General features: G+C 71.4%; 12 protein-coding genes. 8 read left to right on the plus strand and 4 right to left on the minus strand.

What is annotated here, in order from left to right; translation table 11 throughout:
- The first annotated feature begins 25 nt into the window (after positions 1–25).
- The 3 genes from QIT00_RS00325 to QIT00_RS00335 all read left to right on the plus strand — a co-directional run bounded on the left by QIT00_RS00325 (position 26) and on the right by QIT00_RS00335 (position 1,217).
- Positions 26–355 carry a hypothetical protein gene (locus tag QIT00_RS00325; protein WP_282532953.1) on the plus strand — a complete coding sequence of 110 codons (330 nt, stop codon included), beginning with the start codon at positions 26–28 and terminating at the stop codon, positions 353–355.
- A 173-nt stretch (positions 356–528) separates the two neighbouring features.
- On the plus strand, positions 529–894 hold the full coding sequence (locus tag QIT00_RS00330) for a WhiB family transcriptional regulator (RefSeq protein WP_161696083.1): 366 nt from the start codon (positions 529–531) through the stop codon (positions 892–894).
- Positions 891–1,217, plus strand: coding sequence for a hypothetical protein (locus tag QIT00_RS00335; protein ID WP_282532954.1), 327 nt, complete (start codon positions 891–893; stop codon positions 1,215–1,217). Before QIT00_RS00330 ends, QIT00_RS00335 begins: the two co-directional genes overlap by 4 nt.
- A 492-nt stretch (positions 1,218–1,709) precedes the next feature.
- On the opposite strand, the gene QIT00_RS00345 is transcribed toward QIT00_RS00335, so the two are convergent.
- Both QIT00_RS00345 and QIT00_RS00350 read right to left on the minus strand, forming a co-directional pair.
- Positions 1,710–3,158, minus strand: coding sequence for an ABC1 kinase family protein (locus QIT00_RS00345; protein ID WP_282532956.1), 1,449 nt, complete (start codon positions 3,156–3,158; stop codon positions 1,710–1,712).
- Positions 3,159–3,199: 41 nt separating this feature from the next.
- Positions 3,200–4,453: a ThiF family adenylyltransferase gene (locus QIT00_RS00350; RefSeq protein ID WP_282532957.1), complete on the minus strand. Its 1,254-nt coding sequence runs from the start codon at positions 4,451–4,453 to the stop codon at positions 3,200–3,202.
- Between the two features lie 325 nt (positions 4,454–4,778).
- Here QIT00_RS00350 and QIT00_RS00355 point away from each other — a divergent pair, with 325 nt between their 5' ends.
- The 4 genes from QIT00_RS00355 to QIT00_RS00370 all read left to right on the plus strand — a co-directional run bounded on the left by QIT00_RS00355 (position 4,779) and on the right by QIT00_RS00370 (position 8,886).
- Positions 4,779–5,396, plus strand: a complete 618-nt coding sequence (locus QIT00_RS00355) for a M48 metallopeptidase family protein (RefSeq protein ID WP_282532958.1) — start codon at positions 4,779–4,781, stop codon at positions 5,394–5,396.
- 298 nt (positions 5,397–5,694) lie between these two features.
- A complete protein-coding gene (locus tag QIT00_RS00360; RefSeq protein WP_282532959.1) occupies positions 5,695–7,419 on the plus strand; it encodes a TerD family protein in 1,725 nt (574 codons plus the stop codon).
- Positions 7,420–7,433: 14 nt separating this feature from the next.
- Complete coding sequence (locus tag QIT00_RS00365) at positions 7,434–8,114, plus strand: AIM24 family protein (RefSeq protein ID WP_282532960.1); 681 nt, start codon at positions 7,434–7,436, stop codon at positions 8,112–8,114.
- A gap of 16 nt (positions 8,115–8,130) precedes the next feature.
- Positions 8,131–8,886: an AIM24 family protein gene (locus QIT00_RS00370; protein WP_282532961.1), complete on the plus strand. Its 756-nt coding sequence runs from the start codon at positions 8,131–8,133 to the stop codon at positions 8,884–8,886.
- A 92-nt stretch (positions 8,887–8,978) separates the two neighbouring features.
- Here the strand turns inward: QIT00_RS00370 and QIT00_RS00375 are convergent, their stop codons facing one another.
- A complete protein-coding gene (locus tag QIT00_RS00375) occupies positions 8,979–9,509 on the minus strand; it encodes an NUDIX hydrolase (protein WP_282532962.1) in 531 nt (176 codons plus the stop codon).
- Entirely contained in the window at positions 9,506–10,969 is a 1,464-nt protein-coding gene (locus QIT00_RS00380) for a zinc-dependent metalloprotease (protein WP_282532963.1), read from the minus strand. Before QIT00_RS00380 ends, QIT00_RS00375 begins: the two co-directional genes overlap by 4 nt.
- 191 nt (positions 10,970–11,160) lie before the next feature.
- Here QIT00_RS00380 and QIT00_RS00385 point away from each other — a divergent pair, with 191 nt between their 5' ends.
- Complete coding sequence (locus QIT00_RS00385; RefSeq protein WP_282532964.1) at positions 11,161–12,270, plus strand: SDR family oxidoreductase; 1,110 nt, start codon at positions 11,161–11,163, stop codon at positions 12,268–12,270.
- Positions 12,271–12,442: the final 172 nt, after the last annotated feature.

Raw genomic sequence — 12,442 nt, forward strand, 5'->3', positions numbered from 1 at the left:
GAGACGCCGAGAGGAGGCGATTCCAGTGATCAGCATCAACACCAGCTTCAACAGCACCGTCGTCAAAATGACCGATCGCTCGGTCGTCGCCACCTGCCCGCTCGGTATCTCGCACCAGGGCACCGGTCTGCCCGTCGGCCTCTCCGCCGCGCGTCCGGTCTCCCTGTCCCACGCGTTCCTTTCCCTGAGCGAGCGCAATGAGCGACCGACCAAGGCACCGGAAGCAGCAGTAGCAGCGGCACAGGCGCAGGCCTATGCCTTTGCGGCAGCCGGTGCCGGACTCCGGAAGCAGACGACGACGCATCAGCACATGTGGGCCTTCCGCGGGCTCGAACCCTGGAGTGATCCAGCCTGATCGACGATCAGGCCGGCGCCTTCAGGGCCGCGGAACCCCACCCGGGATCCGCGGCCCTTCTGTTTTCCCCGAACGGGGAGAGCGGGACGAAGGGGCCGACGGACAGCAGCACCTGGTACCAAGCCGCCACCCGGCCGACCGGCCGGAACGACCAGACGAGGAAGACACCGACCGTGCAGACCGAAACGCACGCCCCGTCCGTACCGCCTTCAGAGACGCTCCCCCCGCCCGGCCTTCAGGAGAACACCTTGACTCCGCTCACTGCGCTCACCGCGCTCGACGACGCCATCGAGAACCTCGGCGTACCCGTCCCCTGCCGTAGCTACGACCCGGAGGTCTTCTTCGCCGAGTCGCCGGCCGACGTCGAGTACGCCAAGTCGCTCTGCCGCACCTGCCCGCTGATGGAGGCCTGCCTCGCCGGCGCCAAGGAGCGGCGTGAGCCGTGGGGTGTCTGGGGCGGCGAGCTCTTCGTCCAGGGCGTGGTCGTTGCCCGCAAGCGGCCGCGTGGTCGCCCGCGCAAGAACCCGGTCGCCGCATGAACGCCTCCGGAACCATCGACCGCCCCCTGACGCACGACCCCATGAAGCAGGCCCCGATGAAGCCCTTCGCCAGCGAGCCCGCCGGCTCCGCGATCCCAGAGACCACCACAGAATCCGGCGCGATCTCCTCGCGTCAGAACAGGACCCGTGAGATGCAACTCCAACCCGAAGCCCTGGCACGCGCGCATATGCATGAGCGCATGCGCGAGGCGGACGCCGACCGCCAGGCGGTGCGGCTGATCAGTGCCCGTCGGATGCAGCGTCGCGCCGAGCGCGCCTCGCTGCGCGCGCGCCGCGCGCTGGCCATGGCCGTCATGAACTGACGAGCGACGACGACACGTGTCGTGAGGCGTCACGTGAGACGTCACGTGAGACGTGCGTGACGTCAGGCGTGATGTGAGGTGAAGCAGGCGGGCGCCGGGCAGCCCGGCCCGGCCTGCGATGCCGACTCCCCGCGGGGACCGTTCCGAACGGAGCGGTCCCCGCGGTGCGTTGTGCTCACGGACCTCCGGACGCGCAGGTACCGTCGCGCCATGGACCGTCGAACTCATCGAACTCATCACTCAGCTGAGCTGCAGCCGGGTGCCGAGAGCGTGGTGTGTTCCCGCTGCGGCGCTCGCGCGGAGGGCGAGCAGGTCACGACCTGGGCGTGCTCCGTGGAGGACGGAACGCGCCGCTACTTCTGCGACGACTGCGCCCGGACCCACCTCAGGGCCATCGAGGGCCGCCTGGACTCTTCCTGGTGGTGAGTACGGCCCCTACGAGTACGGCCCTACCAGTACGGCCCCTATGAGTACGGTCGGCACGGCTCCGCCTCAGGCCTGAGCGGCCGTACCGTCCGCGACCGGCTCGCACTCCTCGGGTGCCTCGGTCGTCCCGTCCGCAGTCCCCTCCGCAGTCCCCTCCGCAGTCCCCTCCGCCGTCTCGCTCTCGGCCAGGAACCCCGGCAGCCAGGACTCGAGTTCGTCGCGCAGCCGGACCGTGGCCCCCAGCTGGCACAGGACGCCGATCGTGCTGAGCGTCACGCGGTGTATCAGCAGATACGAGGGCGGCAGGTTCAGCTGCTTGCCCAACTGGTGTGCCGGAGAACGCGGATCCGCTATCCGCGCGGCCTGACTGCGGATCCAGTCCCGAGTGAACGTGAACGCGTCGACCTCGGCCGGCTCGATGATCGGCAGCAGGTACTCGAGGACCGCGTCGGGGTCGAGCTCGATGTCCTCCTTGACGAAGCCTTCGCCGCACAACAGCCCGTAGATCGCCTCGGCCTCGCCCTCCAGGGTCATCCGCAGGGAGCGGCCGATGGTCGGGGGCAGCCCGCCGGGCAGGCGGTCGACCGTGCCGAAGTCGAGGACGCCGAGCTTCCACTCGCCGCCTTCGTCACCCTCGTCGGCGGGCAGCAGCCGGAAGTTTCCCGGGTGCGGGTCGGCGTGCAGGAGTCCGGTGCGGGCCGGGCCGGAGAAGAGGAAACGGGCGAGGAGTTGGCCTGCCCGGTCCCGCTGTTCCTCGGTGCCGTCGGCTATCACCTCGGAGAGCGGGATGCCGTCGATCCACTCGGTCACCAGCACCTTCTCGCTCTGGTGCAGCACCTCGGGGACGAACACATCGGGATCGTCCGCGAACTCCCGGGCGTGCTCCTGCTGAGCCTGGGACTCCAACTCGTAGTCCAGCTCCTCCGCGACGCGGTCGCGCAGCTCCGTGATCAAGGGCTTGATGTCCATGCCCGGGATGAGCGGTCCAAGAAGCTTGGCGAACCTGCTCAGTTGGGTCAGGTCCGAGAGCAGAGCCTCGCCCGCTCCGGGGTACTGCACCTTGACCGCGACCTCCCGGCCGTCGTGCCACACCGCCCGGTGCACCTGGCCGATCGACGCGGCCGCGGCCGGTTTGTCCTCGAACTCCAGGAAATACTCGCGCCAGTCGTCCCCGAGCCGCTCCTCGAGCACCGAGTGCACCGTGGCCGTCGGCATCGGCGGCGCAGCCTCCTGCAACTTCGTGAGCGCCGCCCGATACGGCCCGGCGACCTCCTCGGGCAGCGCCGACTCGAAGACGGACAGCGCCTGCCCGAACTTCATGGCGCCGCCCTTCAGCTCGCCGAGCACCTTGAACAGCTGCTCGGCGGTGCGCTGTTGCAGCTCGCGCCCCACGATCTCGGCGGACTTCCCGCCGATCCGCTTGCCGAGGCCCCAGGTGGCCCGACCCGCGATGCCGAGGGGCAGCGCGGCCAGCTTGGCGGTACGGGTAACCGCCTTCCGGGGAAGATCAGACATGCGCCCCTCCAAAACCCAGACTGCCACGCCGCATTCGACGCTCACCCGGCCATTGTCTCGTGCGCTGCGCCTTCTATGGAGGTGTCATCCCTCTCATCCATCACACGCTCCCACTCGCCCAGCGGGTTCCTCCGCCGGGCGGCGCCGCAGGGGCATTCGCGATGCGGGCCCACCGGCTGCGGCCGCCAGTCCAGCTCCGGGAGCGGGAGCTCCCAGCGCGTGCCCGCACTGGCGGGCAGGCCGCCGTCGAGGAACGCCAGCGCGTGGGTGGCGGCAAGCCCCGCGACCGTGGTCGCCAGCCCCAGGTCGCAGGCCTGCACCGGACGGGACCGCCCCGACCGCCACTGCGCCAGCATCCGAGGCCACGCCAGGTCCCGCTCCGCGCGGCCGAGGTCGAGGCAGCCCGCGCAGGCCGACGCCCCCGGCAGCACCAGCGGGCCCACCACGCCAGTGCCCTCGATGACTCCCGCGTAGAGATGCGGCGTGCCCGACTCCATGAAGGGGGTGGAGAGCCGAGGGTCGGGAGCGTAGGCGGCGAGGCCGTCCCGCGGGGCGACGACGACCAGCGAGAGCCCGGGATCCGCGTACGGTTCTCCACCGCCCGCCGTATCGGCGGCCGCACCTGCCCCCTGGGCCGTCGACGGCAGCTCCGCGAAAGGCGAGCGGGTCGTGCGGAAAGGTCGGGCCCGGCGTGGTGCGCGCTGGGGTGCGCATCGACGTACGAGACGTCGCGCGGACTCGTCCCTGCGCTCCCCGATCGCCTCGGCGGGAAAACCTCCGGGTGCGACGTCGGACGCCTCGACGCGGCCGCCGTCCAGGACGTCGACCCGGCCGACGCCCGCGCCCGACAGCACGGCGGCGATCGTCGCGCCCACCCGGCCCGCTCCGCGCACCTGTACGCGCATCCCGCGCCTCGCCGTCAACCTGCTTATGCCGCCTGTCGGTTCGCGGTCGGTCAGGCTGAGCGAGGCGAGGTCGGGGCGCAGCCGGTCGAGGACTTCCGTGCGTCGGCGCAGGGCGTCGGCCGGCTCGCCGCCGCCGGTCGCATCGTCCAGGAGGCCCGCTTCGGTGAGGCGGGAGAGGAGCTGGTCGACGTGGCTGTGCGGCAGGCCCAGGCGCTCTCCCTCCTCTCGGAGCATGTCAGGCCCTCGGGTGCCGTCGATCAGGTCGAGGAGGCCGGCCGTCGCCGGATCCATCGGGCCGAGGACCACGGCGTGGGCGCGGGCCACGCCGAACTGCACCGTCGTCAAGTCCCGCCAGCCGCGCCGTAGTGCGGGCTTCACCCTCGGATGCATGACCGTCCCCCGTTCTGGTCCGTGTGACCCAAGCGATAAACCTGAAATGCCGTGAATGTCTGGACTGTTCGGTCGCGTCGGCTGCTCTCCCGTGACAGCCGACGCGACCGGGCGGCCCGATGGCGCAGCCGAGCGCGACCGATGCGAGATCGGCCGCGCTCGTCCCCCGAGCCGCTGCCAGCATGCCCGTCCCGCCGACACGGTGCCGCGAGTTGTCCACAGGCACGGGGGATTAGTCGTACAAATCTCGGCCGGGGTGTCCGGATCGGCCGGGAACCCTGCCGGAGTCGGGACTTCCCCTGGCGCCAGCGGGTAACGTCGGGGCGTGCCCGCCGACGTACCGCAGCGCGCCGAGAGCTCTGAGCGCAGCACGCAAAGCCAGCCGCCACGCGGCTCGGCGGTGAGCGCGGTCGAGGTGAGACGCAGCGCGAGGAGGCGCCGAACGGTCTCGGCGTACCGCGAGGGCGACCGCACCATCGTGCTCATCCCCGCGCGGATGTCCGAGGCGGAGGAGCAGCGCTGGGTCGGCGTGATGCTCGACAAGCTCGCCGCGCAGGAGAGCAAGCGCCTCCTCGGCGACGCGGAGCTGGCCGAGCGCGCCGGGCTGCTGTCCGAGCAGTTCTTCCAGGGGAGGGCCCGCCCGAGCTCGGTCCGCTGGGTCACCAACCAGAACACGCGCTGGGGTTCGTGCACTCCCGCCGAGGGCAGCATCCGCCTCTCGCACCGGCTGCAGGGGATGCCCGAATACGTCATCGACTACGTCCTGTTGCACGAGCTGGCGCATCTGCTGGTGCCCGGTCACGGGCCGAGCTTCTGGCGACTCCTCGAGGCGTATCCGCGTACCGAACGGGCCCGTGGCTACCTGGAAGGGGTCGTCGCGGCCGAACGGCTTCCGCATCTTCCGGCGGCGCGCGGCGAACAGCCGGGCACGCGCGAGGTGTGACGCCTGCGCAGGGCAGCGCGTCCATCCGGTCTCGGCTTCTCGCGGATGCCGAGCGGATGCCGAGCGGATGCAGAGGAGATACAGAGGGAGACGCAGAGGAGACGCAGAGCAGACCCAGAGGGATGCCGAGCGTCGGGAAAACGCCCTGCACGCGCGCGTTGTGTAACACCTGTGAGCGGGCTGTGACGCCGCAGGCAGCGATTGTGTACCGGGTCCGTCCCGGCTTGGCTCGATGTCAGCGTTAGCGGTTAGCCTGGCGCGACGCATTCACATTCGGGATGGGGGACGGTCGTTACGCATGGCCAGGGAATTCCAACGCGGCCACAAGGCCAAGATCAGTGACCTGACCTCGGGCACCGATCTGTACGTAGGCGTGCAGATCAACGCCCCGGGGCTGACGTTCGACATCAGCTGCTTCGGCCTCGACGCCAGCGAACAGCTCTCGGACGACCGTTATTTCGTGTTCTTCAACCAGCCGAAGTCGCCGGAGGAGTCCATTCAGCTCCTCGGCGCCCAGGCCGGGGACACGGAGTCCTTCCGCGTCACCCTCGACCGGATTCCGCCGCAGATCCAGAAGCTGTCCTTCACCGCGACGATCGACGGCGCCGGCCAGATGTCGCAGGTCGCGCCCGGATATGTCCGCATTGTCGCGGGCGGCGAAGAGGTCGCGCGGTACGCCTTCGACGGCTCGGAGTTCAGCACCGAACGCGCGGTGATGCTGGGCGACTTCTACCTCAAGGACGTGTGGCGGTTCGCCGCCGTGGGCCAGGGGTTCGACGGCGGGCTCGACGCCCTGCTGAAGAACTTCGGCGGCGAGGTCGCCGAGGAGGAGCCGGCCGCCGCGCCCCAGCCGCAGGGCGGCGCCGCACCCGGCTTCGCCCCGCCGCCCGGCGGAGCGGCACCCGCCCCGTCGTTCGGCGCCCCGGCCGAGCCCGCGCCCGCCCCGTCCTTCGGCGCGCCCCAGGGCGCGCCCGTCCCGGCCCCGGCCCCCGAGCCCGCCCCGCAGGCGCCCCAAGCACCGCAGCCCGCCCAGGGGTTCACGCCGCCCCCCGCGCCCGCTCAGCCGGATGTGCACGCGCAGCCGACCATCGCCGCGCCCCTCGCACCCGCGCCGGGTCAGACCCCGCCCATGCCCCCCGGGTACGGGCAGCCGGGCCAGCCCGCCCCCGCGCCGCAGGCGCCCCAGCAGCCGCAGTACGGCCAGGTCCCGGGCCAGATGCCGCCCGGCCAGGCCCCGCCGCCGCCCGGCTACGGCCAGCAGCCCCCCGCCGGATTCCCCGGCCAGCAGCCCCCCGGCGCCCCCTCCCCGTACGGCCAGCCCCAAGGCGCCCCCCAGGGCGTCCCGCAGGGCGGCGGTCCCGGCGGCGTGGCCGTCGCGCTGCAGAAGTACCGCGAGGTGCCCACCGGGCAGCGCTGGACGCAGCAGAACGAGCAGCTGGTCCGCGTCGACCTCGGTGCCGACGGCCAGCCGGTCCTCGCGCGCCAGGGCAGTATGGTGCTGTACCAGGGCAAGGTCGACTTCAGTTACAAGGGCGCCGGTTTCGCCGGCCGCATCGTCGGCAACGCCACCGGCCAGGAGATGCAGCTGATGCGCTGCACCGGCCGCGGCCAGGTCTTCCTCGCGGAGAACGAGGCGCACCTCCACCCGATCGAGCTCCAGGGCGACGCGATCTGCGTCTCCGCGGAGAACGTTCTGGCGTACGACGAGGCGCTGCAGCACGAGGTCCGCAGGATCGAGGGACACGGCATCCCCGGCGGCGCGCTGTTCACGATGCAGTTCCAGGGCACCGGCACGGTGATCGTGAAGACCAAGGGCACCCCCGTGGTGCTGCCGGTCACGCCGACCACGTTCGTGGACGCCAACTCCGTCGTGGCCTGGTCCGCCACCGCGCAGGTGATCATCTCCAGCCAGGTACGGCTGCGCCGCCAGGCCTTCCCGGGCCACAGCGGGGAGACCGTGAACCTCCAGTTCCGCGGTGCGCCCGGCAGTAACTTCGTCGTCGTCCAGCCCTACGAGATCTAAGGGGAGCGAAGTCAATGAACCAGCAGCTCGCGGGCTTCGCCCCGACCCCCGTCGCGGCCCGGATGGAGAACCACGGCCGCAGCATGGTGAAGATCGCCATGCAGAGCGGACAGGACCTCTTCGCGCGTACCGGCTCGATGGTCGCGTACGAGGGCTTCGTCCAGTACGAGCCGAACCCGCCGGCCGTGCGGCAGATCGCCGGGCAATGGATCACCGGTGAGGGCACGCCGCTGATGAAGGCCAGCGGCGACGGCATGCTCTACCTCGCCGACTACGGCGCGGACGTCGTCGTCATCAACCTCAACGGCGAAGCGCTCTCCGTGAACGGCACCAACCTGCTGGCCTTCGACGCGAGCCTCCAGTGGGGCGTCGAACGCGTCAAGGGCCTCGCCAAGTTCGCCGGACAGGGCCTGTGGAACGTCAAGCTCGGCGGCCAGGGCTGGGTCGCGCTGACCTCGCGCGGCGCCCCGATCGTCGTCGACTGCGGCAGCGGCGAGGACGAGACGTACGTCGACCCGGACGCGCTGGTCGCCTGGTCCCCGAACCTCAAGGTGAAGGGCAAGCGCAGCTTCAAGGCCTCCTCGATGATCGGCCGGGGCAGCGGCGAGGCGTACCAGATGGCCTTCTCGGGCCAGGGCATCGTCGTCGTACAGCCCAGTGAGGACAGCAGCGACCGTCTCCGGATCCGGGGCTAGGGGGAGCGAACACATCATGCAGAGCCCGCTTTTCGCTCACTCTGAGCAGCAGACCCAGGAGCGCTACGCGATCCAGAACCCGCAGATGCTGCGGGTCGCCCTCGAAGGCCACGACGACATCCTCGCCCGCAAGGGCGCCATGGTGGCCTACCAGGGCCTCATGGAGTTCGACGGCGAGTACCAGTCGCAGGGGCAGCGGCGCGCCCGCGCCAACACCGGTGAGGGCCTCGACCTGATGCGCTGCTCCGGGCAGGGCACGGTCTACCTCGCCAACCTCGCGCAGTACATCCACATCGTCGACATCGACCAGCAGGGCCTGACCGTGGACAGCAGCTATGTCCTCGCGCTCGACTCCCAGCTGCACACCGAAGTCATCGCCGTGGACAGCCAGTTCGGCATCTCCGGCTCCGGCAAGTACCAGCTGAACATCACGGGCAGCGGCAAGGTCGCCCTGATGACCTCGGGCCAGCCGCTGATGCTGCAGGTCACGCCGGAGAAGTACGTCAACGCCGACGCGGACGCGATCGTCGCCTGGTCCAACTCCCTGCGGGTGCAGATGCAGGCGCAGACGCACTCCTCGGGTGTGCGCCGCCGCCGCGGCAACACCGGCGAGGGCTGGGAGCTCAGCTTCATGGGCAACGGCTTCGCGCTCGTCCAGCCCAGCGAGCTGCTCCCGCCGCAGAACGCCGTGATCGGCGGCGGCGTGGCCGCGCAGTACGGCATGGGCCAGCAGGGCGCCCGCGGACAGAACCGCGGCAACGCCTGGGAGTGACCCTCCCGCAGCGCATGGGTAAGGGGCGGTCACCATGGCGACCGCCCCTTACCCGTTCATCGCGTCACAGCGCCGTGCGCGCCTTCATCGCGTCACAGCGCCGCGCGCGTCGCCTCAAGCAGGCGCACGACCGACGCGTCGGCCACGCCCGCCACCTCGTCGTACGCGAACCAGCGCACGTCGAGCGACTCGTCGCTGATCGCCTCCACCGCGCCGGGCGGGGCCAGCGCGGCGTACTGCACGTCGAGATGCCAGTTGCAGGGCGCCGGGATCGGGTGCCGGTCCAGGGTGACGGGTCCGCCCGGGAGGAGCGTCAGGCCCTCGATACCGGACTCCTCCGTCGCCTCGCGCAGGGCGGCCGCGGCGAGCGTGGCGTCGCCCGGCTCGCAGTGCCCGCCCATCTGCAGCCACATCCGCAGCTTCTTGTGCAGCGTCAGCAGCACCCGGCCGCGCGACGGGTCCACGACGAGCGCGCTCGCCGTGATGTGCCCCGCCTCGCAGGCCTTCCACATGCCGTCCGGATGCGCCGCCAGGTGATCGAGGTAGGCGGTGCGCAACTCGCCCTGCTCGCCGTCCCGTTCGTACGCCTTGAGTACGAGGATCGCGTCGTCGTGGAGGCTCACTTGCTGCTGTCGTCCCCGTCGTTCTCGTCGGCCCGGTCGTCGCTCTCGGTGTCCTTCTTGAGGTCGGGCTTGGCGCCGGAGGAGCCGCCCGCGGCCTCGCCGAGCATCTTGTCCAGCTCGGAGAAGTCCAGCTGCTCGCGGTGCACGAAGCCGTCCGGGTCGTCCAGGTCCTCCGCCGTCGGCAGCATGTCCGGGTGCTCCCACAGGCCGTCGCGGCCGTCCACCCCGCGCGCGTCGGTGAGCGACGCCCACAGGCGTGAGGCGTCCCGCAGCCGGCGCGGACGCAGCTCCAGGCCGATCAGCGTGGCGAAGGTCTGCTCGGCGGGGCCGCCCGAGGCACGGCGACGGCGCAGCGTCTCGCGCAGCGCGGCGGCCGACGACAGGCGGTCCTTGGCGGCCTCGTGGACCACGGCGTCGACCCAGCCCTCGACGAGCGCGAGCGCCGTCTCCAGACGGGCGAGGGCGGCCTTCTGCTCCGGGGTGTCCTCGGGCTGGAACATGCCCTGCTGGAGCGCCTGCTGGATCTCCTCGGGGTTCTGCGGGTCGAACTGGCCGACCACGTCCTCCAGCTTCGAGGTGTCGACCTTGATGCCGCGCGCATACCCCTCGACGGCGCCGAACAGATGCGAGCGCAGCCACGGCACGTGCGCGAAGAGGCGCTGGTGGGCGGCCTCGCGCAGGGCGAGGTAGAGCCGCACCTCGTTCAGGTCGACGCTCAGGTCCTTGCCGAACACCTCGACGTTCACCGGAAGCAGCGCGGCCTTGCCGGCCGGGCCGAGCGGAAGGCCGACGTCGCTGGAGCCGACGACCTCGCCCGCGAGCGCGCCGACGGCCTGCCCGATCTGCTGCCCGAACATGGCGCCGCCCATGGAGCGCATCATGCCGATCAGCGGGCCCGCCATGGCCTGCATCTCCTCGGGCAGGACGTCACCCATGGCCGAGCCGACCCGCTCGGCGACCGGGTCGACCAGCTCCTGCCACACCGGAAGGGTCGCCTCGACCCACTCCGCGCGGGACCACGCGACGGCGGATCCGGCGCCGGACGGCAGCGACGTCACGCCGTCCAGCCACAGGTCGGCCAGGCGCACGGCCTCCTCGACGGCGCTGCGGTCGGCGGGGCCGACGCTCGCGTCCTTCGTGCCGTCCGCGGTGCCCTGGGACACCACCTGGCGGGCGATCTGCTTGGCCATGTCCCAGTTCACCGGGCCGCCCTCGTACGACAGCATCTGGCCGAGCTGCTGGAAGGCCGCACCCAGGTCGTTCGGGTTCATGTTCCCGAACATGGCGGCGAAGGGGTTGTCGCCGCCGCCGGGGGCGCCGGCGCCGGGGAAGCCGCCGAAGCCGAACGGGTTCGCCGGGCCGTCCTGGCCACCACCGCCCTGCTGGTCCTTCTTCTTGCCCTCGTCGCCGTTCTCCGGCTCCTCCGGCGGAAGGCCGAATCCGAATGGGGTGTCACTCACGGGAATCCTCGGCTCGTTGGGCCGCCGGCTTCGTGCCGACGGCGTCTGCCCGACTTTGTCATCCAGCGTAGACACCGACACCGCTTCCGGGCTCGGTGCTCCGCCGGCTTCCGGGCTGCGGCAGGATGGATGCCACCTGGTACGCACGCGTCGACCGCGCACGTACTGAAGACAACCGCTGGAGACGCCTGGTGAGTTCCCCAGATCCGCAGGTTCGCGCAGCGCGAAACCGCTCAACCCCGCCCGCCGCCCGCGGCCCCGTCGTCGCCGTGACCGGCGCCGCGTCGGGCATCGGCGCGCTGCTCGCCGAGCGCCTCGCGGCCTCGGCCGAGGTCAAGCAGGTCGTGGCCATAGACGAGCGGCGCGGCGACTGCGCGGAGGCGCAGTGGCACATCCTCGACGTACGGGACCCGTCCATCGCGGAGAAGCTGCGCGGCGCGGACGTCGTCGTGCACCTGGCGCTCGACCTCGACCTGGAGACGGACGCCGCGGCCCGTACCGCGTACAACGTGCGCGGTACGCAGACGGTGCTCACCGCGGCTGCCGCGGCCGGCGTGCACCGGGTCGTGCTGTGCACGTCGGCGATGGTCTACGGCGCCCTCGAGGACAACGAGCTGCCGCTGTCGGAGGACGCCGAGCTGCGTGCCACCGCCGAGGCGACGGGGGTCGGCGACCTCCTGGAGATCGAGCGCCTCGCGCGCCGTGCGCCGCGCGCCCACCCCGGCCTCAATGTGACGGTTCTGCGCCCGGCCGTCCTGGTGGGCGGTACGGACACGGCCCTGACGCGCTACTTCGAATCGCCCCGTCTCCTTGTAGTGGCGGGTTCGCGTCCTGTCTGGCAGTTCTGTCACGTCGAGGATCTGTGCAGTGCGCTGGAGTACGCCGTACTGGAAAAGGTCGACGGCGAGCTTGCCGTCGGCTGTGACGGGTGGCTGGAGCAGGAGGAGGTCGAGGAGCTGAGCGGGATCCGCCGCATGGAACTGCCCTCCACGGTCGCCCTCGGCGCGGCCGCGCGGCTGCACCGCATCGGCCTGACGCCGTCCCCCGCGGGCGACCTCGCGTACACGATGTACCCGTGGGTGGTCAGCGGCACCGGCCTGCACGAGGCGGGCTGGCGCCCGCAGTGGACGAACGAGGAGGTGCTCGCCGAGCTCCTGGAGGAGGTCTCCGGGCGGCACACCGTGGCGGGCCGCCGCCTCGGCCGCAAGGACGCGACGGCCGCGGGTGCGGCGGGCGCGACGGTGGCCCTGCTCGGCGCGGCAGCGGTGGTCCGCAGGGCTCGGCGGAGGCGCGGGATCTGAGGAGGGCGGCTCCGGCGGGGCGAGGCACTTGTTCTGGGGCACTTGTTCGGAGGCATTTGTTCGGAGGCACTTCTTCTGTAGTGCCTGATGGTGCGGCCGAAGCGGTGCTCGACTGTGTGCTGCTTGCGGGGCTCCCGTCGGGCCTCCTCCCTGTATCTCTCTCCTAGAGCGG

This window comes from Streptomyces luteolus (assembly GCF_029968015.1).
Lineage (GTDB): Bacteria > Actinomycetota > Actinomycetes > Streptomycetales > Streptomycetaceae > Streptomyces > Streptomyces luteolus.